This is a genomic window from Streptomyces sp. NRRL S-118, assembly GCF_000716335.1.
Classification (GTDB): domain Bacteria; phylum Actinomycetota; class Actinomycetes; order Streptomycetales; family Streptomycetaceae; genus Streptomyces.
This window is the reverse complement of sequence record NZ_KL591005.1, coordinates 5,983-30,660: the sequence shown is the minus strand read 5'-3', so window position 1 is coordinate 30,660 and position 24,678 is coordinate 5,983. Positions and strand designations below refer to the sequence as shown.

Genomic DNA, 24,678 nt, shown 5'->3' with positions numbered 1-24,678 from the left:
GGCGCTCATCGGCCGGCCTCCTGCGTGGTGTTGAGGATGTTCACGCCCCGGAACAGGGCCGACGGGCAGCCGTGCGAGACCGCCGCGATCTGGCCCGGCTGGGCCTTGCCGCAGTTGAAGGCGCCGCCCAGGACGTACGTCTGCGGCCCGCCGACCTTCTCCATCGAGCCCCAGAAGTCCGTCGTCGTCGCCTGGTACGCGACGTCCCGCAGCTGGCCGGCCAGCCGCCCGTTCTCGATGCGGAAGAACCGCTGCCCGGTGAACTGGAAGTTGTAGCGCTGCATGTCGATCGACCACGAGCGGTCGCCGACCACGTAGATCCCGCGCTCCACCCCGCCGATCAGATCCTCCGTCGACAGGCCGCCCGGCTCCGGCTGGAGCGACACGTTCGCCATGCGCTGCACCGGCACGTGCTCCGGCGAGTCCGCGAAGGCGCAGCCGTTCGACCGGCCGAGGCCCGTCAGCCGGGCGATCCGCCGGTCCAGCTGGTAGCCGACCAGGATGCCGTCCTTCACCAGGTCCCAGCTCTGCGCCTCGACGCCCTCGTCGTCGTACCCGATCGTCGCCAGCCCGTGCTCGGCGGTCCGGTCACCCGTCACGTTCATGAGAGCGGAGCCGTACACCAGCTTGCCGAGCTGGTCGAAGGTGGCGAAGGACGTGCCCGCGTACGCCGCCTCGTAGCCGAGCGCCCGGTCCAGCTCCGTGGCGTGGCCGATCGACTCGTGGATCGTCAGCCACAGGTTGGACGGGTCCACGACCAGGTCGTACGTCCCCGCCTGCACGCTCGGGGCCCGCATCTTCTCGGCGAGCAGCTCCGGGATCTGCTCCAGCTCCGCGTCCCAGTCCCAGCCGGTGCCGGTCAGGTACTCCCAGCCGCGCCCGGCCGGGGGCGCGATCGTCCGCATGGAGTCGAACTCGCCGGTCGACCCGTCCACGGCGACCGCCGTCAGCTGCGGGTGCAGCCGTACGCGCTGCTGCGTGGTGACGGTCCCGGCCGTGTCGGCGTAGAACTTGTTCTCGTGGACGGTCAGCAGCTGCGCGTCCACATGGGCCACCCCGTCCGCGCGCAGCAGCCGCGCGCTCCACTCGGCCAGCAGCCCGCTCTTGTCGGCGTCCGGCACGGTGAAGGGATCGATCTCGTACGACGAGACCCACGTCCGGTCCGCGTGCACCGGCTCGTCGGCCAGCTCCACCCGCTCGTCCGACCCCGCCGCCGCGATGACCTGGGCCGACAGCTTCGCCATGGCCACCGCCTGCGAGGCGACCCTGGCCGCGGCGTCCATGGTCAGGTCGACCCCGGAGGCGAACCCCCACGCCCCGCCGTGCACCACCCGCACCGCATACCCGAGGTCCGTGGTGTCCGACGACCCGGCGGGTTTGGCGTCCCGCAAGCGCCATGAGGCGCTGCGGACACGCTCGAGGCGGAAGTCGGCGTGCTCGGCGCCGAGCGCCCGGGCCCGCGCGAGCGCCGCGTCGGCGAGCGCCCGCAGCGGCAGCGCCGTGAAGGCTTCGTCGATGGAATGAGGCACGAATGTCTCCTGTCGTATGAGACCGGTCGTCCCCGATCATGTCGCGCCGCGCGCCCCGCTGCCCAGTGCTTTCCGGGGCGCTTTCTGTAGGGACCCGACAGTGACATTCGTACGCCACTGTCAGGGGTCGATTCCTCGTCGTGAGGGCGGGACCGATAGGTTTTCGTTGAACCACACCGTGCAAGGGAAAGGGTGATCTGTTGAGCCGCTCGGTTCTTGTCACCGGAGGAAACCGGGGCATCGGCCTCGCCATCGCCCGCGCTTTCGTCGACGCCGGCGACAAGGTCGCGATCACGTACCGCTCCGGCGACCCGGAAGAGCTCGCCAAGGAGGGCTTCCTCGCCGTCCGGTGCGACATCACCGACTCCGAGCAGGTGGAGCAGGCCTACAAGGAGATCGAGGAGAAGCACGGTCCGGTGGAGGTGCTGGTGGCGAACGCCGGCGTCACCAAGGACCAGCTGCTGATGCGCATGTCGGAGGACGACTTCACCTCCGTCCTCGACACCAACCTCACCGGCACCTTCCGCGTGGTCAAGCGCGCCAACCGCGGCATGCTGCGGGCCAAGAAGGGCCGCGTCGTCCTGATCTCCTCCGTGGTGGGGCTGCTCGGCTCCGCGGGGCAGGCGAACTACGCCGCCTCCAAGGCCGCGCTGGTCGGTTTCGCGCGCTCGCTCGCCCGTGAGCTGGGCTCGCGCAACATCACGTTCAACGTCGTCGCGCCGGGCTTCGTCGACACGGACATGACCAAGGTGCTGACCGACGACCAGCGCAAGGGCATCGTCGCCCAGGTGCCGCTCGGCCGCTACGCGCAGCCTCAGGAGATCGCCGCCGCGGTGCGGTTCCTCGCGTCGGACGACGCCTCGTACATCACTGGAGCCGTCATCCCGGTTGACGGCGGATTGGGCATGGGTCACTGAGTCACATGAGCGGAATCCTCGAGGGCAAGCGCGTCCTGATCACCGGTGTGCTGATGGAGTCCTCCATCGCCTTCCACACCGCCAAGGTGGCCCAGGAGCAGGGCGCCGAAGTCATCCTGACGGCCTTCCCGCGGCCCACCCTGACCGAGCGCATCGCGAAGAAGCTGCCTCGCCCGGCCAAGGTCATCGAGCTCGACGTCACCAACGACGAGCACCTCGACCGCCTCGCCGGCATCGTCGGCGAGGAGCTCGGCGGCCTCGACGGCGTCGTGCACTCCATCGGCTTCGCGCCGCAGGACGCGCTCGGCGGCAACTTCCTCAACACGCCGTTCGAGTCCGTCTCGACCGCGATGCACGTCTCCGCCTTCTCGCTGAAGTCGCTGACCATGGCCTGCCTGCCGCTGATGCAGAACGGCGGCTCGGTCGTCGGCCTGACCTTCGACGCGCAGTTCGCCTGGCCGCAGTACGACTGGATGGGCCCGGCCAAGGCCGCGCTCGAGGCCACCAGCCGCTACCTCGCCCGGGACCTCGGCAAGCAGAACATCCGCTGCAACCTGATCTCGGCCGGCCCGCTCGGCTCGATGGCCGCCAAGTCCATCCCGGGCTTCGGCGACCTGGCGAAGGTCTGGGACGAGCGTTCCCCGCTCGATTGGGACATGGCCGACCCGGAGCCGGCCGGCCGCGGTGTCGTGGCGCTGCTTTCCGACTTCTTCCCGAAGACCACCGGAGAGATCGTCCACGTCGACGGCGGCGTGCACATCATGGGCGCCTGAGCCCGTCCGCAGCCCGTACGACTCCGTGTGCACCGCCCGCGGAGTGGTACGCATCGAGGGCCGCGCACCCGTCCCCGGGCGGCTGCGCGGCCCTCGGGCGTCTCCCCGAGTCGAAGAGTCGCCGTGATCACGGCACACTGGGCAGAACGGACATTCGCGTCCGTCGCTCGGGGAGATCGGGGAGGAGGTGTGGCTGTGCGGAGCGACCACCTGGCCCTGGGGGCGGCATCGGCCCTCCTGTGGGGGCTCGCCGCCAGTACCCAGGCATATGCCGACGATCACGAAGCGTACGCCGCCTCATGCCGCACGTCGGTCGAGGGCTCCCTCGTCACGGCGTACTGCCACAACCCCTACCCCGACACGGACCGTGTCCGCCTGCACGTCGAGTGCGACCGTTGGTGGGACATCGACTCCGACAGCGCGCCCGTCGAGGTGGGCCCCACCGCCTACGCCGAGCTGACCGAGCGGTGCTGGAAGGAGGTCCGCGCCGCCTGGATCACTCACGAGCCGGTACGGGACTGACGCAGACACATGAACGGGTAGCCGGCCGCCTCGGTGGCCGCCGCGTCCGCGTCGCCCGCGCGGATGGCCTCCACCAGCCGCGCGTGGTCCATGTGGTACTCCGGGCGCAGCTCCTGGCCCACGTCCTCGCGCAGCCAGTCCCGGACCAGGTGGCCCAGATCGGCGTAGAGCTCCGCCATGACGTCGTTGTGCGAGGCCGCCACCACCGCCAGGTGGAAGGCCGAGTCCGCCGTGACGAACCGCTCGGCGTCACCCGCCTCCCACGCCTCCTCGCGACGCGCCAGCAGCGCGTCCAGCTGCTTCATGTCCCGGTCGGTGCGGCGCTCGGCGGCCAGGCGCGCGGCGGACGACTCCAGCGTGGCGCGCAGCTCCGCGATGTGCCGCGGGTCCGCCCCCGAGAAGCGGCGGTGCATCACCCCTGCGAGCTCGCTGGTCGCCACGACGTAGGTGCCCGAGCCCTGGCGGATGTCCAGGAGCCCGTTGTGCGCGAGCGCGCGCACCGCCTCGCGGATCGTGTTGCGGGCCACGCCCAGCTGCTCCACCAGCTCCGGCTCGGTGGGGATGCGGGAGCCGACCGGCCACTCGCCCGAGGTGATCTGGTTCCGCAGCTCGGCGATCACCTGATCGGAGAGCCCGGATCGGCGGGGAGAGCTGAGAGCCATGGTGCTCCTTGTCCTGGGGGCTGTCCCGGAGATTATCGGTGAGCGACGGGAGCGCCGGTGGGCGCTCGCCCCCGCACCCCGACGGAGGGACCGCCCGAGACGGCGCGATTGGACAGTCAATCATCCCATGATTCTATGATGGCCTCATGTCCCGTGAGCCGCAGACCCAGACGTCCCCCCGGATACCCCCGCAGCCCGACACCATGGGACGTGGCCGCGCCCGCGTGCCGACGACCGCTCCCGGCCCCGCGGGCGCCACCCCCGGCCCGGACGGCGCTCCCTGGTCCCTCTGGCTCGGCAGGCTCCTGATCGCCGGGCTCGTCCTGGCCGCGCTCAACCTCCGCCCGGCCATCACCAGCCTCGGCGCGCTCCTCGAAGAGGTGCGGGACGGGCTCCACATGAGCGGCAGCCTGGCCGGGGTGCTCACCTCCGTCCCGCCCCTGTGCTTCGCCGTCTTCGGTATCACCGCGCCCCGCCTCGCCCGCCGCTTCGGCCCGGCCGCGGTCGTGTTCGCCGGCATGGCCGCCATCACGGCGGGTCTGGCCGTGCGGCCCTTCACCGGCGGTACCTGGGCCTTTCTCGCCGCCAGCGCGCTCGCCCTGATGGGCATCGCCGTCAGCAACGTGCTCATGCCGGTGATCGTCAAGCGGTACTTCCCCGACCGCGTCGGCACCATGACCGGCCTGTACTCGATGGCCCTGGCCCTGGGCACCTCCCTCGCGGCCGCCGCGACCGTACCCATGACGGACGCGCTCGGCGGGAGCTGGCGCACCGGCCTGGGCGTGTGGGCGGTCCTCGCCGCGCTTGCCGCGGTGGCCTGGTTGCCGCTGGTGAGGGGCCGGATGCGCGGCGCCGCGGCGGTGGACGGGCCTGCCGGGCGCGGGGCGGCCGGCAGCGCCGACGGCAACGGTGGCGAGGCACGGACGCTGCGGATCACGCGCAGCCGTACCGCCTGGGCGCTGGGCTGCTTCTTCGGGCTCCAGGCCACGGGCGCGTACATCACCATGGGCTGGATGCCGCAGATCTTCCGCGACGCCGGCGTCTCCGCCGGCACCGCCGGGGTGCTGCTCGCCGTGACCATGGTGATGGGCGTGCCGCTCGCCTTCGTCATCCCCCGGCTCGCCACCCGGATGAAGAACCAGGGCCCCATCGTCGTCGCCCTCGCCCTCTGCGGTCTGAGCGGATACGCCGGTCTCTTCTTCGCCCCGGCTCAGGGGGCGTGGCTGTGGGCGCTCCTGCTGGGCGTCTCCAACTGCGCCTTCCCGCTCGCGCTCACCATGATCGGCATGCGGTCGCGCAGCAGCGGCGGCGTCGTACGGCTCTCCGCCTTCGCGCAGAGCGTCGGCTACCTCATCTCGATCCCGGGGCCGACGCTGGTCGGCGCCCTGTACCAGCACAGCGGCGGCTGGGGGACGCCGCTGGCCCTGATGGCGGGCCTGATGGTGCCGCAGATGATCGTCGGCATCCTCGCCGGCCGGGACCGGACGATCGAGGACGAGGTCTGAGGTGCGAGACTGGGGGACATGCAACCTGTGCTCGACCCGAACCCCCAGAACGGCCAGAAGAAGCTCCTCATCGTGGTGGGCTCCATGCTGGCGATCGGCGTGATCATCGGCATCATCGCCTCGATCGCCTCACCCTGAGATCCGACCTCCCGGGCTCCTGATCCGTGACGCCCGAGTGTTCGAGTGCGGAGCGCTGCGGTGCCCGGGGCGTCCGCGTCCGGGAGGCCCTCAGCGCCGGAGCCCTGTGCGCGGCCGCATCCCCTAGGGGGCGCGGGTCAGGGTGAAGTGGGTGGATCACCGGATGGGCCCGGGGCCCGCTGGCCCGTACCGTCCGGGACAGACGGTCACGACCCTCGGACCCACCGACCCCTCGCACCCACGGAGGCGGCCATGTCGGCCCCCACGCACACCCGGCACCACGTCACCGGCCGCGTCGACACCCGCCTGCCCTGGTGGGCCCTCGCCCTGCCGGTGCTCGCCTTCGCGCTCCTCCTCGCCCTCATCACCGGGGGCGGTGAGGCGCATGCGACCGGCGGGGATCCGGCGGTCGGGCGCATTCTCGAACGCATCCAGCAGACGCTCTCCCGCTGAGGCCGGAGCTGCCCAACACCCTGCGCCCCGTGGCGCGTTTCATGCGAAGCTGGGGCCATGAGCGTCGATACACCCCGCAGGATCGTGCTACTCCGGCATGCGAAGGCCGACTGGCCCCAGGTGTCCGACCACGAGCGGCCGCTCGCCGACCGAGGACGCATGGACGCGCCCGTGGCCGGTCGCAGGCTCGCCGAGACCGGCATCACCTTCGATCTGGCCCTGTGCTCGACCGCCGTCCGGACCCGCGAGACATGGAAACTGGCAGTGCACGAGCTTCCTCAGCGGCCCAGGACCGTGTACGAGGAGCGGCTGTACGAAGCCTCGCTCGGTGATCTCATCGCGCTGCTCAACGAGACGTCCGACGACGTGAACGACCTTCTCGTCATCGGCCACAACCCCGGGATGCACGCTCTCGCCGACGCCCTCGCGGGGCGGGCGGAGGGCGACACACTCGCCCGGATGAGCCGAGGGGGCTTCCCGACGTCCGCGTTCGCCGTGGTGGAGTTCACCGGCTCGTGGAAGTCCGTCGAGCACGGGGTCGGCACACTGACCGCCTACTGGGCGCCGCACGAGTGAAGCCCGCGCTGCCCCTGACGTGAGAGGGCCGAGGCCCGCGCTGCCCTTGACGTGAGAGGGCCCGGACACCAGCTCGGTGCCCGGGCCCTTCTTCCGTTCGCTTGCCGGCCGCTGCGGACCCCCGCGGCCCGTCGGACTCCCGCGGCCCGTCGGGCCCCCTGCGGCCCGTCGGACTCCCGCGGCCCGTCGTCCCTGCGGCCCGTCCGGACCGCCGCCCGGACCCGCCCGGACCGTTCCGGAGCGTCAGCCGACGACGTCGGTGTCCGCCGCCTCGACCTCTTCCCGGGTGATGCCCAGCAGGTAGAGGACCGTGTCCAGGAAGGGAACGTTCACGGCGGTGTCGGCGGCCCGGCGCACGACGGGCTTGGCGTTGAAGGCCACGCCCAGGCCCGCGGCGTTCAGCATGTCCAGGTCGTTGGCGCCGTCGCCGATCGCGACGGTCTGGGCCAGCGGTACGCCCGCCTCGGCGGCGAACCGGCGCAGCAGCCGGGCCTTGCCCGCCCGGTCGACGATCTCCCCGGTGACGCGGCCGGTCAGCTTGCCGTCGACGACCTCCAGCGTGTTGGCGGAGGCGAAGTCCAGCCCGAGCCGTACCTGCAGCTCGTCCGTCACCTGCGTGAAGCCGCCCGACACGACACCGACCTGGTAGCCCAGCCGCTTGAGGGTCCTGATCAGTGTGCGGGCGCCCGGCGTCAGGCGGACCTCCGCGCGGACCTTGTCCACGACCGACTCGTCCAGCCCTTCGAGCAGCGCCACGCGCGCGTGGAGCGACTGCTCGAAGTCCAGCTCGCCGCGCATGGCGGCGGCGGTGATCTCGGCGACCTCGTCCTCACAGCCGGCGTGCGCCGCGAAGAGCTCGATCACCTCGTCCTGGATGAGCGTCGAGTCGACGTCCATGACGACCAGGCGCTGGGCCCGGCGGTGCAGCCCCGCCGACACGACCGCCACGTCCACGCCGATCTCGGCGGCCTCGGTGGCGAGCGCCGTGCGCAGCGGCTCCGTCTCCGTACCGGACACCGCGAACTCCACGGCGGTCACCGGATACTTGGCCAGCCGGAAGATCCGGTCGATGTTGCCGCCCGTCGCGGTGATCGTGGCCGCTATGGCCGCCGTGTTCTCGGCGGTCAGCGGATGCCCGAGCACGGTGACGTGCGACCGGCCGACACCGCGCGGACGGTTGTCGCCCGTACCGGAGATGATCTCCGCCTGGAGCTTCAGCGACTCCGCCCAGCTGTGGACCGTCGCCCGCAGCTCACCCTCCGTGCTCGCGGTGGGCTCGGTGACGAGCGCGCACAGGACGATGCGGCCCCGGGTGACGACCTGCTCGATGTCGACCACGTCGACCGAGAAGGCGGCGAGGGTGTCGAAGAGCCCGGCGGTGATCCCGGGCCGGTCCTTCCCGAAGATCTTGACGAGAAGGGTGGGTACGTCGGAGGTCTGCGATGCGCTCATGGTCCCCCCACCGTATCGGCCCCGCGCCCGGCGGGCTTCCCCTGTCCCGCGGACCGGACACCGGCCCCTCCGGGGGACCTCCGCCACCGGACGAGCCCCCCGGCCGGTGCCGTGCCGGGCCGCGGCTCTCCGTCCCCGGCGGCACCGCTCCGGGCCGCGGCTCCGTATCCCCGTCGGAGGGAGCCGCCGCGTTGCCGTTGCCGTTGCCGTTGCCGTTGCCGCTGTCCCGCGCCGCGGCTGCCGGCACCGGCCGCGACGCCGCCGCGTGCAGGGGCGTACGCCGCCGGCGCACACGGCTCGCCCCGTTCGGCGGGCCGGCGGACGGCGCCGGCCGGCCCGACCCCGGCGCCCGCCCGGCCCCGCCGGGGGACCGTCGCCCGGCCCCGGCCGAGGACCGATCCGCCGCGGCGCCGGCCGCCCTGCCGCGCCGGCGGCCCCGGCACCTCGCCGGCGCCGAAGAGCGAGGCCAGGATCACATCGGCCCGCCGGACGCGGCCACCGGGACCGGTCCCGCACCCGCCCGTGGGCAAGAGGACCGTTCGAAGGCGGGCGGAGGGGTACCCAAAGGCCCGCGAAGGCCCTTGGTTCTTTCCGAGTTGCTCCCCCTGCGCATCATTCCCGCTTATTTGGCGGGATTTTGTCGCTCAAGGGGTATTCATGCCCCCACCCCACCCCACGGGAGCCAGGGCCCGCAGGCGCCTGCGCGCTGTCTTCACACCGCCCGACTTTCGAATACGGGACCGGGCCTGAAATAGTTCCCCACGATGTTCACCATCCCTAGACTCCCCGCGACGGGGGTCACTCGGGGGACAACTAGTGGGGCATGGAGTGCCGGAACTCGTACTGGAATTGAACGGAAGGACCTGGGCCCTCGATCCGTCCAGGTCGTACACCCTTGGCCGCGATCCGCAGGGTGACCTGGTGATCGACGACGCCAGGGTCTCGTGGCGGCACGCCACGATCAGCTGGGGCGGCCGGAGTTGGGTCATCGAGGACCACGGCTCCACCAACGGCACCTACGTGCAGGGCCAGCGGATCCACCAGATGGAGATCGGACCGGGATCGTCCGTCCATCTCGGCAACGCCACCGACGGCCCGCGGCTGAATCTGACCGGCGCCGGAGCGGGGGCGGGCGCGGGTGCCCACAGCGCGCAGGCCGCGGCTCCACAGGCCCAGGGCCACCAGGCCCCGCCGCAGCAGCACGGCTGGCCTCAGCAGGCGGCCCCGCAGCAGCACCAGGCGGTCCCGCAGCAGCAGGCCGCTCCGCAGCACCAGGGCTGGCAGCAGCAACAGCAGCAGCCCCACGTCCCGCAGCAGCCGTCCGGCCCCGGCGGCCCGGCCGGTCCCGCCGGCCCGGTCGAGCAGTACGCCCAGAAGGTCCCGGGCCAGGGCGGCGGCGCCGCGGGGGCCCCGCCGGTCTACGGCGACCGGAGCCCGACCACCTTCCACCAGTTCGCCCTCGGCCGGGTGATGCGCATCGGTCGTGCGCTCGAGAACGAGCTGGTCGTCTCCGACCTCCAGGTCTCGCGCCACCACGCCGAGTTCCACGCCACGCCCGACGGCCGCTTCGAGATCCGCGACCTCGGCTCCCACAACGGCACCTACGTCAACGGCCAGCCGCTGGCCAAGTCCGGCTCCGCCCTCATCGGCCCGAACGACATCGTCGGCGTCGGTCACTCGACCTTCCGGCTCGTCGGGGACCGTCTCGAGGAGTTCGTCGACACCGGTGAGGTCTCCTTCTCGGCCCGCCACCTCACCGTCACGGTGGACGGCGGCAAGCAGATCCTGAAGGACGTCTCGTTCGGCGTCCCGGAGAAGTCGCTGATCGCCGTCATCGGCCCCTCCGGCTCCGGCAAGTCGACCCTCCTCAAGGCGCTCACCGGTTACCGCCCCGCCAACCAGGGTGACGTCCTCTACGACAACCGGAACCTGTACAAGCAGTTCGCCGAGCTGCGTCAGCGCATCGGTCTGGTCCCGCAGGACGACATCCTGCACAAGGAGCTGACCGTCCGGACCGCGCTCAAGTACGCCGCGAAGCTCCGCTTCCCCGCGGACACCACCGAGCAGGAGCGCGAGGCCCGGATCGACGAGGTCCTGCGCGAGCTCAAGCTGGACGTCCACAAGGAGAAGAAGGTCACCTCCCTCTCCGGCGGCCAGCGCAAGCGCGTGTCCGTCGCCCTGGAGCTGCTGACCAAGCCGTCGCTGATCTTCCTGGACGAGCCGACCTCCGGTCTCGACCCGGGCATGGACCGCGACGTCATGCAGCTGCTGCGCGGGCTGGCCGACGACGGCCGCACGGTCCTCGTCGTCACCCACTCGGTCGCCGAGCTGGCGATCTGCGACAAGCTGCTCGTCATGGCGCCGGGCGGTTCGGTGGCGTACTTCGGCCCGCCGGAGGAGGCGCTCAACTTCTTCGGCTACGACACCTGGGCCGATGTCTTCTCCGCGTTCGAGAACTACCGCGACTACGACTGGGCGGGCCGCTGGAAGGGCTCGCAGCACTACCAGATGTACGCCGCGGACATCGACGCCGTCGCCCCGCAGTCGGTGCAGATGCCGTCGGCCCAGGCCATGCGCCCGCCCAAGCCGCAGAGCTGGGGCGCGCAGCTGTGGACCCTGATCCGCCGCTACGCGTCGGTCATCGCGTCCGACAAGGGCTTCATGGGTCTGATGGTGATCCTCCCGGCCGTCCTCGGCCTGGTCTCGGTCGTCATCCCGGCCGACTTCGGTCTCGCACCGCCGACGCCGCCGTCCCGCTTCAACGGCGACGCCGGCACGATCATGCTGATCCTCGCGGTCGGCATGTGCTTCTCGGGCGCCGCCAACTCCGTACGAGAGCTGATCAAGGAACGGGTCATCTACGAACGGGAGCGGGCCACCGGCCTGTCCCGCTCGGCGTACCTGATGTCGAAGGTGATCGTCCTCGGCGTGATCACGGCGATCCAGGGCGTCATCATCTGCGCCATCGGCTTCGCCACCCGCGATCTCCCGGAGGAGGGCCTCATCATGCCCCCCGCCGTCGAGCTCTGCGTCGTGATCATCGCCCTCGGCTTCACCTCGATGATGTTCGGCCTGGTCATCTCCTCCCTGGTGAAGACCGCCGAGAAGACCATGCCGCTGCTGGTCATGTTCGCGATCGTCCAGGTCGTCTTCACCGGCATCCTGTTCCAGGTGTACGGGTCCCCGGGCCTGGAGCAGTTCGCCTGGCTGATGCCGTCGCGCTGGGCCATCGCCGGCGCCGGTGCCACGCTGGACCTCGCCCACCTGATGCCGCCGTGGGACCCGAAGGACCCGACGAACCTGGACCCGCTGTGGGACCACACGGCCGGCCAGTGGGGCTTCAACGTCACCGTCCTGCTGCTGATCGGCATCGCCTGCGGCTTCCTGGTGGCGCGGCTGCTGCGCCGCCACGAGCCCGAGGTCATGCGCAAGTAACGTCTCCGTACGCCACCGGCGCCACGCGCGCGTGAAGGGCGGCACCCCGCACGGGGTGCCGCCCTTCCACATCGGTGCGCCTCGGGACCGTCAGGTGCCGCGGGGACGTCCCGGTGCGTATCAGTACGCGCTGTTGACGTTGTCCATGGAGCCGTAGCGGTCGGCCGCGTAGTTGCAGGCGGCGACGATGTTGGCGACCGGGTCCCACTGGCTCTTCTTGGTGCCGGGGACGTGGTAGGCGTCGAACGTCGGCTTGATGACCTGGAGCAGGCCGATCGACGGGACACCGTTGCGGGCGTTGATGTCCCAGTTGTTGATGGCGTTCGGGTTACCGCTGGACTCGCGGATGATGTTGCGGTGGATGCCCTCGTAGGTACCCGGGATGTTGTGCTTCTTCATGATGTCGAGCGCCTCGCGGATCCAGCCGTCGAGGTTGTTCGCGTACACCGGCTTGCGGGCGGCGGCGCGGCTGGCGGCGGCCTGGGCGGCGGCGCGCTTCTTCGCGGCGGCCTCGGCCTGGGCCTTCGCCTTGGCGGCGGCAGCGGCCTTGGCCTTGGCGGCGGCAGCGGCCTTCGCCTTTGCGGCGGCGGCCGCGTCGGCCTTGGCCTTGAGCTCGATGCTGGTGACCTGCTCGTGCAGGTTGACCTTGAGAGTGCCGGCCTGCGAACCGAACGCGACCGGAGCGGCGGCGGCGGCGACCGCCTGCGGCTCGACGGTCTCGGCGGTGGAGGCGTTGCTGGGAACGGCGGAGAGACCGACGGCGACGGCGCCGATGGCGGCTACGCCGGCGAGGGAGAGCTTCTTCTGGTTCTTCTTGAGACGGCTGAAGCCGGGGCGGGTGTTGAACGCGGACATGCAGTCGTACCTCTTCGAATCGCGGGACGTCGCCAGGCCGGGTGGCGCTGCGCCTGCTCGGCGGGCAACGGCTGCAATTCTTAGCGGCCGCAAAATCCTGTGGCAAAGGTGTGACGTACGATGCCGGGTAGTGGATCAGGAGGTGGAGCCAAGCCGTACAAATCGCCCAAGACCACCCCCCAACCAGCCATGATTCGGTCTTAACGGATCCACTACGGCGCTTCGTAAGTGACCTGTGTCCTATGCGAGGGCTCACAACGGACACGAGGCAGTCTCACCTTGTGTTGCGCACGCAATGCTCTACGTGAGGGCTCGACGAGCACCTTCCTCCGGCAGCAGGAGATGCACGTCGCCGAACTCGTGCCAGAGGTACTGACGGCTCAGCGCCTCGGTGTAGGCGCGGTCCAGCGCCTCCCGTCCGGCCACCGCCTCCAGCATCAGCAGGTGCGATGCCCGCGGCTCGTGCAGCCCGGTCAGCAGCCCGTCGACGACCCGCACCCCGCGCCGCGGCGTGACGACCAGATCCGTCCACCCCGCCGCCTCCCGTACGACGCCGTCGGCGCCCACCGCCGACTCCAGCGCCCGCACCGCCGTCGTCCCGACGGCGACGATGCGCCCGCCGCCCGCCCGCGCCGCGTTCACCAGCCACGCCGTCGCCCCCGGCACCGCGAAGCGCTCCGGGTACGGCGGTTCGTGCGCCTCCGCGGACGCCACTCCCGTATGGAGCGTCACCGGTGCGAACCGCACGCCCCGGCTCACCAGCTCCGCGACCGTCCCCGCCGTGAAGGGCCGCCCCGCGCTCGGCATCTCCGCCGACCCGGCGCCATCGGGGGAGGGCCGGGCGAAGACGGTCTGGTAGGCGGCCAGCGGCTGGTCGCGCTCGGTGTACCCGTACCGGACGGGCCGCCCGTACCGCGCCAGCAGTCCCGGCACACCGCCCGGCAGGCCGCGGGGCCCGCCGCCGGGCGCCGGGACCGACACCGACGCCCACCACAACCGCGCCGCTCCGGGCACCAGCGGTTCCTCCAGGACGAGCCGTGCGCCGCCCGGCAGCCGTACGACCCCGCCCACCGGTCCTCCCGGACGCGGTCGCGTACTGCCCCGCCCGTCGGGCGCACGCAGCTCCACGGCCCACCGCCCGTCGTCCCCGTACGTCGAGAAGTGCACCACCACGGCGTCGGTGCCCAGCCGCCCGCCGACGGCCGCCGCCAAGGTCGTGGAGGTGTTCACCACCAGCACGTCCCCGGGCCGCAGCAGCCCGGGCAGCTCGCCGAACGCGTGGTGCGACACGGTGACCCCGCGCGAGACCAGCAACCGCACGTCGTCCCGCCCGCGCCCCCGCTCCTCAGCGGGCACCCGTGCGCAGAGCTCGTCCGGTACCCGCAGCGCGCCCAGCACGGTCATGCGTCCGCCTCCAGCAGCGAGGACGCCGTGCAGCGCCCGCTCACCGGCCGCTCGCGAAGCAGCCGCAGGAAGGCCGGGACCACCGTCTCCGGCGCGGGACGCGGATCGTCGTCGTCCGGCACGGCGGCCGCGTACAGATCGGTCCGCATGTCGCCCGGGTCCACGGACCACACCCGCAGGCCCGGCTCCTCCACGCCGAGCACCGCCGCCAGCCGGTCCAGCGCCGCCTTGGAAGCCCCGTACCCGCCCCAGGTCTCGTACGCCTCCACCGCCGCGTCCGAGCTGACCACGATCACCGTCCCGCCGTACCCGCTCGCCCGCAGCAGCGGCAAGGCCTCCTGCACGAGACCGAGCGCGGCGACCGCATTGGTCTCCAACGCGGTCCGCAGCCCCGCCAGGGGCAGCGCGTCCAGCCGTACGAGGGGCTCGGCGCCCAGCGCGCTGGCGTTGCTCACCAGCAGGTCCAGCCCGCCCAGCTCCCGCGCGGCGGCCACCAGTCGCGCCCGGTGCGCCGCGTCCGTGACGTCCCCCGGCACCGCCACCACCCGCGTCCCGCGCGCCCGCGCCTGACCGGCGGCATCCTCCAGCGCGCCGGCGTTCCTGGCGTCGAGCACCAGGTCCCACCCCTCACCGGCGAGTGCCGCGGCGAGTGCCCGCCCCAGCCCCCTGGAAGCACCGGTGACGATCGCGACAGCCATGATCTCCACATCCCTTCGTCGAACGGATGCGTCCAGCGTCGAACGCCGGGCCCTGCCTCCACCTCGTGCGCCGGCCCCGTCCGGGCAGGGAACTTCGACCTAGTCCTGCGGCCCCGGGTGACGGCGGTCCCCGGTCCGATACGCACGGTCACACCCCGCCGGTACCGTGAACACATGACCGATCGACGAGAGCGTCCGCCCCGTTCCGGCCTCGCCGCCGTGAGCACGGCCCTGCTCGCGATGAGCAGGCACCTGGAGGTCCGCGACGTCCTCAAGACGATCGTCGCCTCGGCGCGCGAGCTGCTCGACGCCGAATACGCAGCCCTGGGCGTTCCGGACGACCACGGGGGCTTCGCCCAGTTCGTCGTGGACGGGGTGAGCGACGAGCAGTGGAAGGCGATCGGCCCGCTGCCCCGCCAGCACGGCATCCTCGCCGCGATGCTCCACGAGGCCCGGCCGGAGCGCCTCGCCGACGTCCGCCAGGACCCCCGCTTCGAGGGCTGGCCGGCCGCCCACCCCGAGATGTCGGACTTCCTGGGCCTGCCGATCCGTGACGGCGACGAGACGATCGGCGCCCTGTTCCTCGCCAACAAGCGCTGTTCCGGGCCCGCGCGCGCCGAGGGAGGCTGCGGCTTCACCGAGGACGACGAGGAACTGCTCGGCATCCTCGCCCAGCACGCCGCGATCGCCCTCACCAACGCGCGGCTGTACGAGCGCAGCCGCGAGCTCACCATCGCCGAGGAGCGCTCCCGCCTCGCGCACGAGCTGCACGACGCCGTGAGCCAGAAGCTCTTCTCCCTGCGGCTGACGGCCCAGGCGGCCTCGGCGCTCGTCGACCGGGACCCGGCCCGCGCCAAGGGGGAGCTCCAGCAGGTCGCCGCGCTCGCCGCCGAGGCGGCGGACGAGTTGCGCGCCGCGGTGGTCGAGCTGCGCCCCGCCGCCCTCGACGAGGACGGGCTCGTCCACACCCTCCGCACCCAGGTGCAGGTCCTGGACCGCGCCCACAGCGCGCGCGTCACCTTCGACAGCTGCGGGATACGGGCCCTGCCGGCCGCGCAGGAGGAGGCCGTGCTGCGCGTCGCCCAGGAAGCCCTCCACAACGCACTGCGCCACTCCGGCGCCGATCAGGTGGCCGTCTCCTTGGTGCGGCGCGGCCAGGGCGCGGTGCTCAGCGTCACCGACGACGGCAAGGGGTTCGAGCCGCGCGCGGTCCGCAGGGCGGGCCGCCACCTGGGCCTGGTCTCCATGCGGGACCGGGCGGGCGGCGTCGGCGGCACGCTCACGGTCCAGTCCGAGCCCGGCAAGGGCACCACGATCGAGATGGAGGTCCCTGGTGGCTGAGGCAGCGCCCCGTACGAGGACGGGGATCCGCGTCCTGCTGGTCGACGACCACCAGGTGGTCCGCCGCGGACTGCGCACGTTCCTGGAGGTGCAGGACGACATCGAGGTCGTCGGTGAGGCGGCCGACGGCGCCGAGGGCGTGGCCCGCGCGGAGGAGCTCCGCCCGGACGTGGTCCTCATGGACGTCAAGATGCCGGGCATGGACGGCATCGAGGCCCTGCGCAAGCTGCGGGAGCTGGACAACCCCGCGAAGGTGCTGATCGTCACCAGCTTCACGGAGCAGCGCACGGTGGTGCCCGCCCTGCGCGCGGGGGCCTCCGGATACGTCTACAAGGACGTCGACCCCGACGCGCTGGCCGGCGCCATCCGCTCGGTCCACGCCGGGCACGTCCTGCTCCAGCCGGAGGTGGCCGTCGCCCTCCTCAGCCAGGACGAGGGGAACGGCGGCACGGGACGCGGCGGCACCCTCACCGAGCGCGAGCGTGAGGTGCTGGGACTGATCGCCGACGGCCGCTCGAACCGCGAGATCGCCCGCGCGCTGGTCCTCTCGGAGAAGACGGTGAAGACCCACGTGTCGAACATCCTGATGAAGCTGGACCTCGCGGACCGCACACAGGCGGCGCTGTGGGCCGTGCGCCACGGCGTGACCGGATGGTCAACCGGCCCGGCCAAATAAGTCGGAGATTCATACCGTCGTGTGTATGTCATCCGCTCGGCGCAACCTCGGTGGCGCACGGCCGTTCTCCAGGACGTGCTGCGGTGATCTCCGCAGCGACGTCCAACGGAGGATTCCCGAAGTGAAGAACCTGAAGAAGGCCGCTGCCATCACCATGGTCGCCGGTGGGCTCGTCGCCGCCGCCGCGGGTGCCGCGTCCGCCACCTCCGGCGCGCACGCGGACGGCGCCGCCATCGGCTCCCCCGGTGTCGGCTCCGGCAACCTGATCCAGGCCCCGGTCCACGTCCCGGTGAACGTCAACGGCAACAGCGTCAACGTGATCGGCGCCCTGAACCCGGCCTTCGGCAACACGTCCGTCAACCACTGACGGCCCCGTCGGCGGCCCCCGCCCCACCCGGGGGCCGCCGACCCGTCGTCCCGCCCGGCCCGCACCCCGCGTCCCGGTCTGCCGGCCCGCCTCCGCGCCCGCCGAACCGCGCGGGCGGCGAACCCGCACAGCGGAAAGCGGAGGGCGAACCCCCCGCGTCACCCCCGCTCGCGCTCCCGTTCCTCCACCCAGGCGTTGAACGCCGCCACCTGCGCCCGCCGCGCCACCCGCTCCACCGGCCGCAGCGCCTCCGTGCGCGCCGCCATCTCCGACGCGCTCACCGCCCCGCCGTGCCCGTTCCCGTACGCCAGCGAGATCAGGAACCCCACCCGCTGCGCCAGCTCCAGCACCCGCACGGCCCGCGGCGGATACCCCGGCGCCAGCATCTCGCCTCCCGCCTCCGCCCGCGCCCGGTACGCGTCCAGCGCCGCCTCCGCCACCGGCCCCGACGCCGCCACGTCCAGCCGCGTCAGCACCACGGTCGCCTCCCGCAGCGCCTCCGCCAGCTCCCGCTCCGCCTCCCCGAGCGACGGCACGTCCGCCGGCGGCGCCTCCCGCACCGGCAGGCAGTGCCACACGACCTCCACGTGCACGTCCCCGGCGGGACCCGCCTCGTACACCTCCGGCACGAGCCCGAAGGCGGCCCCGTACCCGACCACCGCCTCCTCCGCCTCCAGCGCCCGCGCGTTGAACTCCGGAGGCCCGCTCAGCCCCAGCGGATGCCCGGGCGCCGGCAGCGCGACGCGCCACCCGGTCACCCCGAGCGCACGCAGCCGCCCCAGCGCGAGCGTCAGCCCGACCGGCCCCGCCTCGCCCGGCAGCCCCTCCACCCGGTGCACCGCGTCCTCCCCGACAATCGCGAGCACGGCCTCATCCGGCGACACCAACCCGGCCAGCAGGGCGTTCCCCCATGCGGCCAACCGTCCTGAACGTGGTTCCGAAAGCATGCCCCCACCCTAGGCACTGCCGCCGAACCGGACCTAAGGACCGACCCGCGCCACCGGTGGCGTAGGTTTTCCCTGAAGACCGCGCCCACAGGCACGGCCGCACGACGAGATCCGACCGCATAGGGGAGACAACGCGCTCATGAGCGATGTACTGGAGCTGGTGGACGTATCCGTGGTCCGCGACGGACGCGCTCTGGTGGACGACGTCTCCTGGTCGGTCAAGGAGGGCGAGCGCTGGGTCATCCTCGGGCCCAACGGCGCCGGCAAGACCACTCTCCTCAACGTCGCCTCCACCTACCTCTACCCGAGCGCCGGCAGCGCCCGCGTGCTGGGCGACCAGCTCGGCAAGGTCGACGTCTTCGAACTGCGCCCCCGCATCGGCATGGCCGGCATCGCGATGGCCGACAAGCTGCCCAAGCGCCAGACGGTCCTCCAGACCGTGCTCACCGCCGCGTACGGCATGACCGCCACCTGGCACGAGAACTACGACACCGTCGACGAGGACCGGGCCCGCGCCTTCCTCGACCGCCTCGGCATGACCGAGTTCCTGGACCGCAGGTTCGGCACCCTCTCCGAGGGCGAGCGCAAGCGCACACTGATCGCCCGCGCGATGATGACCGACCCCGAGCTGCTGCTCCTCGACGAGCCGGCCGCCGGCCTCGACCTCGGCGGCCGCGAGGACCTGGTCCGCCGCCTCGGGCGCCTCGCCCGCGACCCGTACGCCCCCTCCATGATCATGGTCACCCACCATGTCGAGGAGATCCCGCCGGGCTTCACCCACGTTCTGATGATCCGTCAGGGCAAGGTCCTCGCCGCGGGCCCGATGGAGATGGAGCTGACGTCGCGCAACCTCTCCCACTGCTTCGGCCTCCCGCTCGTCGTCGAGCACGTCGGCGACCGCTACACCGCTCAGGGGCTGCCCCTCTCCTGACCCCGCGCCCTCCCGCGCCGGCGGGCAGCGCCGAAGCCGCAGTGCCCGCCCCTCCGCGCCCTGTCGGGGACCCGACCCGCGGTCCTACCATGGCCGGGTGGACATCGACGCATGGGTCTGGTGGCTGATCGGCGCGGTGGGACTCGGCATCCCCCTCGTCCTGACCGCGATGCCGGAATTCGGAATGCTGTCCGTCGGCGCGATCGCCGGAGCCGTCACCGCGGCCCTCGGGCTGGGCGTGGTCGCCCAAGTCGTGGTCTTCGCCGTCGTCTCCGTCGCCCTCATCGCGGTGGTGCGCCCCATCGCGGCACGCCATCGTGACGGCCGGCCCCAGTACGTCACGAACGTCGACGCCCTGAGGGGCCGTCAGGCCGTCGTCGTGGAACGGGTCGACGGCAACGGCGGACGGATCAAGCTCGCCGGGGAGATCTGGTCCGCCCGCGCTCTCGACACCGACCAGTCCTTCGCGCCGGGGCAGCAGGTCGACGTCGTGGAGATCGACGGAGCCACCGCCGTGGTCATGTGACGGTACGTCGGAGTCGGTGCGCGGGGACGCCGTGCGACGCAACCCGGTCAAGCCCAGGGAAACGGTGCACGCGACACCCCGCCGTCTGGGAAACTCGATCATCGAATACAACCGCGGCAGTGAAGGGCACGGGGAACATCGATGCCATCAGTCATCATCGTCCTGGTCATCCTGGTGGTGCTCGTCTTCATCGCCCTGATCAAGACGATCCAGGTCATCCCGCAGGCAAGCGCCGCCATCGTCGAGCGCTTCGGCCGCTACACCCGCACCCTCAACGCGGGCCTCAACATCGTCGTTCCGTTCATCGACTCGATCCGCAACCGGATCGACCTGCGGGAACAGGTCGTACCGTTCCCGCCCCAGCCGGTGATCACCCAGGACAACCTGGTCGTCAACATCGACACTGTCATCTACTACCAGGTGACCGACGCCCGCGCCGCCACCTACGAAGTCGCCAGCTACATCCAGGCGATCGAGCAGCTCACCGTCACCACCCTCCGCAACATCATCGGCGGCATGGACCTGGAGCGCACCCTCACCTCCCGCGAGGAGATCAACGCCGCCCTGCGCGGCGTCCTCGACGAGGCCACCGGCAAGTGGGGCATCCGCGTCAACCGCGTCGAACTCAAGGCGATCGAGCCCCCGACCTCCATCCAGGACTCGATGGAGAAGCAGATGCGCGCCGACCGCGACAAGCGCGCCGCCATCCTCACCGCCGAAGGCATCCGCCAATCGCAGATCCTGACCGCCGAGGGCGAGAAGCAGTCCGCCATCCTCCGCGCCGAAGGTGAGGCCAAGGCCGCCGCCCTGCGCGCCGAGGGCGAAGCCCAGGCGGTCCGCACCGTCTTCGAGGCCATCCACGCCGGCGACCCCGACCAGAAGCTGCTCTCCTACCAGTACCTCCAGATGCTTCCGAAGATCGCCGAAGGCGACGCCAACAAGCTCTGGATCGTCCCCAGCGAGATCGGCGACGCCCTCAAGGGCCTCTCCGGCGCCTTCGGCAACATCGGCAACGGCACCCCCGGCTTCAACACCGGTGGCGCCGCCAAGCAGCCGCCGCAACAGCGCCGCGAAGAGCCCCCGGTCGACTGACGCACCCCCTCCGTCGTGCATGATCTGTGCATCAAGCACCGATCATGCGCGAGGAGCGAGGGCACCGCGTGACCATCTGGGAAATGCTCGCCGTCTTCGCCGCCGGCATCGGCGCGGGCACGATCAACACCATCGTCGGCTCCGGCACGCTCATCACCTTCCCGGTGCTGCTCGCCACCGGCCTGCCGCCCGTCACCGCCACCGTCTCCAACGCCCTCGGCCTCATCCCCGGCTCCATCAGCGGAGCCATCGGCTACCGGGCCGAACTCACCGGCCAGCGCCGCCGCATCCTGCGCCTCGGCATCGCCGCGGCCATCGGCGGCGTCAGCGGCGCCACCCTGCTCCTCGTCCTGCCCCCCACCGCCTTCGAGACGATCGTCCCCGTCCTCGTCGGCCTCGCCCTCGTCCTCGTCATCCTGCAACCCCGCATCTCACGGGCCGTCCAGCGCCGCCGCGAACGCCGGGGCGCCGACGGCGGCGACCCGGCGGGCGGCCCCCTCCTCTTCACCGCCCTCCTCCTCGCCAGCGTCTACGGCGGCTACTTCACCGCAGCCCAGGGGATCATCTACGTCTCCCTCATGGGCATGCTGCTCGACGACACCCTGCAGCGCCTCAACGCCGCCAAGAACGTCCTCGCGGCCGTGGTCAACACCGTCGCCGCGCTGTTCTTCCTCTTCGTCGCCCACTTCGACTGGACCGCCGTCCTGCTCATCGCCGTCGGCTCCACCATCGGAGGCCAGATCGGGGCCACGGTCGGCCGCCGCCTCCCGCCGGCCGTGCTGCGCGCGGTCATCATCACCGTCGGCATCCTCGCGATCGTCCAGCTCGTCACCCGGAGCTGACCGCACGACGAAGCCCGCCTCGATCCGAGACGGGCTCCTTTCGCACACGGGCGGACACGCCTACGCCGCCACCGACTGCCCCAGCCACTCAGGCAGCTCCGCACGGTCCCGCACACCCAGCGCGAGCAGCATCGCGTCCGCCGGAGACGGTACGAACGGCTGGTGGAGCAGCGGCATCCCCGCCTGCTCCGGCGTACGGTCCGCCTTGCGGTGGTTGTCCTCCGCGCACGACGCCACCGTGTTCAGCCAGTTGTCGCCACCACCCTGCGCCCGCGGCACCACGTGGTCCACCGTCGTCGCACGCTTCCCGCAGTACGCGCACCGGTGCCGGTCCCGCACCAGCACACCCCGCCGCGACCACGGCGCCTGTCTTCGGAAAGGCACCCGGACGTACCTGCAGAGCCTGATCACCCGCGGCACCGGCAGTTCCACGGCGGCCGCCCGCACGCGGAGCCCGGGATGGGACTGTTCGACGACGGCCTTGTCCTGCAGAACCAGCACCACCGCACGGTTGAGCGTCACCGTCGACAGCGGCTCGAAGCTCGCGTTGAGTACCAGCGTGTCCCGCATTGTGCCCACCTCCCGTGTGCCGGCCCACCCCCCTGGCGGGCTGGGATCAACTCTGGCCGGGCACGCCGGGTAGGACAACGCAATATCTCTTCACCCGGGGGCCGTCCCCGGGCTCCCCGAAACAAAAGATGCCCGCTTCTGATCTCTCCAAGACCAGAAGCGGGCAAACAACAGACGAACGTCAGGACTCGGCAGGAGCCGCGTACTCACCGATCAACTGCGCACGCGCCAGCGTGTGGAACCGCAGGTTGAACCCCACCGCAGCGGGCGACGCGTCCGCGTCCGGGCCCAGCTTCTCCTGGTCCACGGCGTACACGGTGAACACGTACCGGTGCGCCGGATCGCCGGCCGGCGGCGCCGCACCACCGAAGTCCCGCGTCCCGTAGTCGTTGCGGACGTGCACCGCCCCTTCGGGCAGCCCCTCGAACTTCCCGCCGCCCGCACCCGCCGGCAGTTCGGTGACCGACGCCGGGATGTCGAACAGCACCCAGTGCCAGAAGCCGCTCCCGGTCGGAGCGTCGGGGTCGAAGCACGTCACGGCGAAGCTCTTCGTCCCCTCCGGAAAGCCCTCCCACCGCAGATGCGGGGAGGTGTTCCCCTCGGCGTAGACCTGCGCGTCAGCCAGCACGGCCCCCGGCGCGACGTCGTCGCTCACCACGGTGAACGACGGCACCTGCGGATGGAAGTCGTGAGGAAGCGGCGCCCTCTTCTCCTCGGCCACGCTATGAACCTCCGTATCGCTGTTGTTCCGGCTTCCCGACCGACCTTAGAGCCAGTTGCGCCGACCACCGACGTCGGCGAGCCACTGGTTGAGGTACGCCGCCCAGTCGGTGTTCCCGAAGTCGTGGAGCCCCACCGTGAAGGCGCGGTACGAGTCGCTGCCCTCGCTGAACAACCCCGGCTTCTTGTCCATCTCCAGGACGACGTCCATCTCCCGCTCGTCCGCCACGAAGGACAGCTCGACCTGGTTCAGGCCCCGGTAGTGCTGCGGCGGGAGGAACTCGATCTCCTGGTAGAACGGCAGCCGCTGCCGCGTCCCGCGGATGTGACCGCGCTCCATGTCCGCGCTCTTGAACCGGAAGCCCAGCTGGATGAAGGCGTCGAGGATCGCCTGCTGCGCCGGGAGCGGGTGCACGTTGATCGGGTCCAGGTCACCGGAGTCCACCGCCCGCGCGATCTCCAGCTCGGTCGTCACACCGATGTCCATCCCGTGCAGGTGCTGCCCGGCGATCATCGTGACCGGCGTCTCCCACGGGATCTCGAGGCCGAACGGCACCACGTGCACCGCCCCGGCCTTCGCCTCGAAGGCACCGCCCAACCGGACCTTGGTGAATTCGATGTCCTGCCTGACCTCATGATCGCCGCTCTCGACCTCGACCCGCGCCTGCAGACCGACCGACAGCCCCTCGATCCGCTGGTCCACGGTGCCGCCCTGGATCCGCACCTCACCCTGGACGACCCCGCCCGGTACGACGTTGGCCTCGGTGAGCACCGTCTCGACGGACGCCCCGCCCGCGCCAAGGCTGGCGAGCAGCTTCTTGAACCCCATGTTCACTCCTTCTGGATCCTGACCCCTAGATACGCGCGACGACCGTAGCCGGTTCCCCATTACGCTCGTACGACATGATCGAGAGCCCCGACCGTACGCCGCTGCCGCGAAACTTCTTCGAGCGCCCCGTACTGGAGGTCGCCCCGGACCTGCTCGGCCGCACACTCGTACGCCTGACGGACGACGGCCCCATCGAACTGCGCCTGACCGAGGTCGAGGCGTACGCGGGGGAGGCCGACCCCGGCTCCCACGCCTTCCGCGGCCGCACCGCCCGCAACGCGGTCATGTTCGGACCGCCCGGTCACGCGTACGTCTACTTCACGTACGGCATGTGGCACTGCTTGAACCTGGTGTGCGGACCCGAGGGCCACGCCAGCGGTGTCCTGCTGCGTGCGGGCGAGATCCGGGTGGGGCACGAGCTCGCCCGCAAACGCCGGCTCTCGGCCCGTCATGATCGGGAACTTGCCAAAGGGCCGGCCCGGCTCGCCACCGCCCTGGACGTGGACCGCACCCTCGACGGCACCGACGCCTGCGCCGGCCCCGAGTCCCCGCTCGCCGTGCTCACCGGGACCCCCGCCCCCACCGACCAGGTCCGCACGGGTCCCCGCACGGGCGTCAGCGGCGACGGCGCCACACACCCCTGGCGCTTCTGGATCGACGGCGACCCCACGGTGAGCCCGTACCGCGCCCATGTGCCACGCCGGAGGAGGACTTGACGCGAGAGGCGGAAGCGCCTAACGTCTACCGAGCTGCAGGAGCCGGGCACGCCGTTCGAGCGCCCCGGAAGCAGCCAACCACCACACAAGATCGATCTCCCTCAAGGGTTTCGACTTCCGGCATGCCGGAATTCAATCCAGCGGCCCGATTATGAGTCGCAGAGGAAATCGTCTAAAGTGGTGGAGCGCCGAAAGGCAAAGG

The 24,678-nt window shown here is 71.6% G+C and carries 26 protein-coding genes; 16 read left to right on the top strand and 10 right to left on the bottom strand.

Annotated elements, in window-relative coordinates:
* Positions 1 to 5: 5 nt before the first annotated feature.
* Complete coding sequence (locus IH00_RS0111695) at positions 6 to 1,529, bottom strand: TldD/PmbA family protein (protein WP_031072442.1); 1,524 nt, start codon at positions 1,527 to 1,529, stop codon at positions 6 to 8.
* A 200-nt stretch (positions 1,530 to 1,729) separates the two neighbouring features.
* Here IH00_RS0111695 and fabG point away from each other — a divergent pair, with 200 nt between their 5' ends.
* The 3 genes from fabG to IH00_RS0111680 all read left to right on the top strand — a co-directional run bounded on the left by fabG (position 1,730) and on the right by IH00_RS0111680 (position 3,741).
* A complete protein-coding gene (gene fabG / locus IH00_RS0111690; RefSeq protein WP_031072440.1) occupies positions 1,730 to 2,446 on the top strand; it encodes a 3-oxoacyl-[acyl-carrier-protein] reductase in 717 nt (238 codons plus the stop codon).
* 5 nt (positions 2,447 to 2,451) lie between these two features.
* Entirely contained in the window at positions 2,452 to 3,219 is a 768-nt protein-coding gene (gene fabI, locus IH00_RS0111685) for an enoyl-ACP reductase FabI (RefSeq protein WP_031072438.1), read from the top strand.
* A gap of 237 nt (positions 3,220 to 3,456) precedes the next feature.
* The gene (locus tag IH00_RS0111680; RefSeq protein ID WP_234334838.1) at positions 3,457 to 3,741 is read left to right on the top strand and encodes a hypothetical protein; all 285 of its coding nucleotides are present in this window, start codon (positions 3,457 to 3,459) and stop codon (positions 3,739 to 3,741) included.
* Here the strand turns inward: IH00_RS0111680 and IH00_RS0111675 are convergent.
* Positions 3,720 to 4,403: a FadR/GntR family transcriptional regulator gene (locus IH00_RS0111675; RefSeq protein ID WP_031072433.1), complete on the bottom strand. Its 684-nt coding sequence runs from the start codon at positions 4,401 to 4,403 to the stop codon at positions 3,720 to 3,722. The two genes, IH00_RS0111680 and IH00_RS0111675, sit on opposite strands and share 22 nt — an antisense overlap.
* A gap of 146 nt (positions 4,404 to 4,549) precedes the next feature.
* On the opposite strand from IH00_RS0111675, the gene IH00_RS0111670 reads away from it, so the two are divergent.
* From IH00_RS0111670 to IH00_RS0111655, 4 genes are all read left to right on the top strand, one after another.
* Positions 4,550 to 5,908, top strand: coding sequence for a CynX/NimT family MFS transporter (locus tag IH00_RS0111670; protein WP_420710869.1), 1,359 nt, complete (start codon positions 4,550 to 4,552; stop codon positions 5,906 to 5,908).
* 18 nt (positions 5,909 to 5,926) lie between these two features.
* Entirely contained in the window at positions 5,927 to 6,046 is a 120-nt protein-coding gene (locus IH00_RS45050) for an SGM_5486 family transporter-associated protein (RefSeq protein WP_107064446.1), read from the top strand.
* A 252-nt stretch (positions 6,047 to 6,298) separates the two neighbouring features.
* A complete protein-coding gene (locus tag IH00_RS0111660; RefSeq protein ID WP_031072430.1) occupies positions 6,299 to 6,499 on the top strand; it encodes a hypothetical protein in 201 nt (66 codons plus the stop codon).
* Positions 6,500 to 6,556: 57 nt separating this feature from the next.
* Positions 6,557 to 7,075 carry a SixA phosphatase family protein gene (locus IH00_RS0111655; protein WP_031072428.1) on the top strand — a complete coding sequence of 173 codons (519 nt, stop codon included), beginning with the start codon at positions 6,557 to 6,559 and terminating at the stop codon, positions 7,073 to 7,075.
* A gap of 243 nt (positions 7,076 to 7,318) precedes the next feature.
* Here the strand turns inward: IH00_RS0111655 and serB are convergent, their stop codons facing one another.
* Positions 7,319 to 8,527 (bottom strand): phosphoserine phosphatase SerB, encoded by a 1,209-nt coding sequence (gene serB, locus IH00_RS0111650; RefSeq protein ID WP_031072426.1) that lies wholly within the window; start codon positions 8,525 to 8,527, stop codon positions 7,319 to 7,321.
* Between the two features lie 816 nt (positions 8,528 to 9,343).
* Here serB and IH00_RS0111645 point away from each other — a divergent pair.
* A complete protein-coding gene (locus IH00_RS0111645) occupies positions 9,344 to 11,962 on the top strand; it encodes an ABC transporter ATP-binding protein/permease (RefSeq protein ID WP_078887693.1) in 2,619 nt (872 codons plus the stop codon).
* 120 nt (positions 11,963 to 12,082) lie between these two features.
* On the opposite strand, the gene IH00_RS0111640 is transcribed toward IH00_RS0111645, so the two are convergent.
* The 3 genes from IH00_RS0111640 to IH00_RS0111630 form a co-directional block, all read right to left on the bottom strand.
* Positions 12,083 to 12,817, bottom strand: a complete 735-nt coding sequence (locus IH00_RS0111640) for a transglycosylase SLT domain-containing protein (RefSeq protein WP_031072421.1) — start codon at positions 12,815 to 12,817, stop codon at positions 12,083 to 12,085.
* A 300-nt stretch (positions 12,818 to 13,117) separates the two neighbouring features.
* Positions 13,118 to 14,221, bottom strand: coding sequence for an S-adenosylmethionine:tRNA ribosyltransferase-isomerase (locus IH00_RS0111635; protein ID WP_031072419.1), 1,104 nt, complete (start codon positions 14,219 to 14,221; stop codon positions 13,118 to 13,120).
* Entirely contained in the window at positions 14,218 to 14,919 is a 702-nt protein-coding gene (locus tag IH00_RS0111630) for an SDR family NAD(P)-dependent oxidoreductase (RefSeq protein WP_031072417.1), read from the bottom strand. Before IH00_RS0111630 ends, IH00_RS0111635 begins: the two co-directional genes overlap by 4 nt.
* 174 nt (positions 14,920 to 15,093) lie before the next feature.
* Between IH00_RS0111630 and IH00_RS0111625 the strand changes: the two genes are divergently transcribed.
* From IH00_RS0111625 to IH00_RS0111615, 3 genes are all read left to right on the top strand, one after another.
* On the top strand, positions 15,094 to 16,260 hold the full coding sequence (locus tag IH00_RS0111625; protein WP_052411350.1) for a GAF domain-containing sensor histidine kinase: 1,167 nt from the start codon (positions 15,094 to 15,096) through the stop codon (positions 16,258 to 16,260).
* Entirely contained in the window at positions 16,253 to 16,936 is a 684-nt protein-coding gene (locus tag IH00_RS0111620) for a response regulator (RefSeq protein ID WP_234334831.1), read from the top strand. The genes IH00_RS0111625 and IH00_RS0111620 overlap by 8 nt, the downstream gene beginning before the upstream one ends.
* 121 nt (positions 16,937 to 17,057) lie before the next feature.
* Positions 17,058 to 17,303: a chaplin gene (locus tag IH00_RS0111615; RefSeq protein WP_031072411.1), complete on the top strand. Its 246-nt coding sequence runs from the start codon at positions 17,058 to 17,060 to the stop codon at positions 17,301 to 17,303.
* A gap of 158 nt (positions 17,304 to 17,461) precedes the next feature.
* Here the strand turns inward: IH00_RS0111615 and IH00_RS0111610 are convergent, their stop codons facing one another.
* Positions 17,462 to 18,250 (bottom strand): hypothetical protein, encoded by a 789-nt coding sequence (locus IH00_RS0111610; RefSeq protein ID WP_031072409.1) that lies wholly within the window; start codon positions 18,248 to 18,250, stop codon positions 17,462 to 17,464.
* Positions 18,251 to 18,389: 139 nt separating this feature from the next.
* Between IH00_RS0111610 and IH00_RS0111605 the strand changes: the two genes are divergently transcribed.
* From IH00_RS0111605 to IH00_RS0111590, 4 genes are all read left to right on the top strand, one after another.
* On the top strand, positions 18,390 to 19,181 hold the full coding sequence (locus IH00_RS0111605; RefSeq protein ID WP_031072408.1) for an ABC transporter ATP-binding protein: 792 nt from the start codon (positions 18,390 to 18,392) through the stop codon (positions 19,179 to 19,181).
* A 97-nt stretch (positions 19,182 to 19,278) separates the two neighbouring features.
* Complete coding sequence (locus tag IH00_RS0111600) at positions 19,279 to 19,707, top strand: NfeD family protein (protein WP_031072405.1); 429 nt, start codon at positions 19,279 to 19,281, stop codon at positions 19,705 to 19,707.
* Between the two features lie 141 nt (positions 19,708 to 19,848).
* On the top strand, positions 19,849 to 20,799 hold the full coding sequence (locus tag IH00_RS0111595) for an SPFH domain-containing protein (RefSeq protein WP_031072403.1): 951 nt from the start codon (positions 19,849 to 19,851) through the stop codon (positions 20,797 to 20,799).
* Positions 20,800 to 20,867: 68 nt separating this feature from the next.
* The gene (locus tag IH00_RS0111590; RefSeq protein WP_031072401.1) at positions 20,868 to 21,641 is read left to right on the top strand and encodes a sulfite exporter TauE/SafE family protein; all 774 of its coding nucleotides are present in this window, start codon (positions 20,868 to 20,870) and stop codon (positions 21,639 to 21,641) included.
* A gap of 60 nt (positions 21,642 to 21,701) precedes the next feature.
* On the opposite strand, the gene IH00_RS0111585 is transcribed toward IH00_RS0111590, so the two are convergent.
* The 3 genes from IH00_RS0111585 to IH00_RS0111575 form a co-directional block, all read right to left on the bottom strand.
* Positions 21,702 to 22,211 (bottom strand): HNH endonuclease, encoded by a 510-nt coding sequence (locus IH00_RS0111585; protein ID WP_031072400.1) that lies wholly within the window; start codon positions 22,209 to 22,211, stop codon positions 21,702 to 21,704.
* A 181-nt stretch (positions 22,212 to 22,392) separates the two neighbouring features.
* Positions 22,393 to 22,932 (bottom strand): YbhB/YbcL family Raf kinase inhibitor-like protein, encoded by a 540-nt coding sequence (locus IH00_RS0111580; RefSeq protein ID WP_031072398.1) that lies wholly within the window; start codon positions 22,930 to 22,932, stop codon positions 22,393 to 22,395.
* 45 nt (positions 22,933 to 22,977) lie between these two features.
* Positions 22,978 to 23,760, bottom strand: coding sequence for a sporulation protein (locus tag IH00_RS0111575; RefSeq protein WP_031072396.1), 783 nt, complete (start codon positions 23,758 to 23,760; stop codon positions 22,978 to 22,980).
* A gap of 74 nt (positions 23,761 to 23,834) precedes the next feature.
* Here IH00_RS0111575 and IH00_RS0111570 point away from each other — a divergent pair, with 74 nt between their 5' ends.
* Complete coding sequence (locus IH00_RS0111570) at positions 23,835 to 24,476, top strand: DNA-3-methyladenine glycosylase (protein WP_031072394.1); 642 nt, start codon at positions 23,835 to 23,837, stop codon at positions 24,474 to 24,476.
* Positions 24,477 to 24,678 lie beyond the last annotated feature (202 nt).

Coding starts and splice junctions, on each gene's coding strand:
- fabI (WP_031072438.1), top strand. CDS start 2,452: ATGAGCGGAATCCTCGAGGGCAAGCGCGTCCTGATCACCGGTGTGCTG.
- IH00_RS0111675 (WP_031072433.1), bottom strand. CDS start 4,403: ATGGCTCTCAGCTCTCCCCGCCGATCCGGGCTCTCCGATCAGGTGATC.
- IH00_RS0111670 (WP_420710869.1), top strand. CDS start 4,550: ATGTCCCGTGAGCCGCAGACCCAGACGTCCCCCCGGATACCCCCGCAG.
- IH00_RS45050 (WP_107064446.1), top strand. CDS start 5,927: ATGCAACCTGTGCTCGACCCGAACCCCCAGAACGGCCAGAAGAAGCTC.
- IH00_RS0111660 (WP_031072430.1), top strand. CDS start 6,299: ATGTCGGCCCCCACGCACACCCGGCACCACGTCACCGGCCGCGTCGAC.
- IH00_RS0111655 (WP_031072428.1), top strand. CDS start 6,557: ATGAGCGTCGATACACCCCGCAGGATCGTGCTACTCCGGCATGCGAAG.
- serB (WP_031072426.1), bottom strand. CDS start 8,527: ATGAGCGCATCGCAGACCTCCGACGTACCCACCCTTCTCGTCAAGATC.
- IH00_RS0111640 (WP_031072421.1), bottom strand. CDS start 12,817: ATGTCCGCGTTCAACACCCGCCCCGGCTTCAGCCGTCTCAAGAAGAAC.
- IH00_RS0111635 (WP_031072419.1), bottom strand. CDS start 14,221: ATGACCGTGCTGGGCGCGCTGCGGGTACCGGACGAGCTCTGCGCACGG.
- IH00_RS0111630 (WP_031072417.1), bottom strand. CDS start 14,919: ATGGCTGTCGCGATCGTCACCGGTGCTTCCAGGGGGCTGGGGCGGGCA.
- IH00_RS0111625 (WP_052411350.1), top strand. CDS start 15,094: ATGACCGATCGACGAGAGCGTCCGCCCCGTTCCGGCCTCGCCGCCGTG.
- IH00_RS0111610 (WP_031072409.1), bottom strand. CDS start 18,250: ATGCTTTCGGAACCACGTTCAGGACGGTTGGCCGCATGGGGGAACGCC.
- IH00_RS0111605 (WP_031072408.1), top strand. CDS start 18,390: ATGAGCGATGTACTGGAGCTGGTGGACGTATCCGTGGTCCGCGACGGA.
- IH00_RS0111595 (WP_031072403.1), top strand. CDS start 19,849: ATGCCATCAGTCATCATCGTCCTGGTCATCCTGGTGGTGCTCGTCTTC.
- IH00_RS0111585 (WP_031072400.1), bottom strand. CDS start 22,211: ATGCGGGACACGCTGGTACTCAACGCGAGCTTCGAGCCGCTGTCGACG.
- IH00_RS0111575 (WP_031072396.1), bottom strand. CDS start 23,760: ATGGGGTTCAAGAAGCTGCTCGCCAGCCTTGGCGCGGGCGGGGCGTCC.
- IH00_RS0111570 (WP_031072394.1), top strand. CDS start 23,835: ATGATCGAGAGCCCCGACCGTACGCCGCTGCCGCGAAACTTCTTCGAG.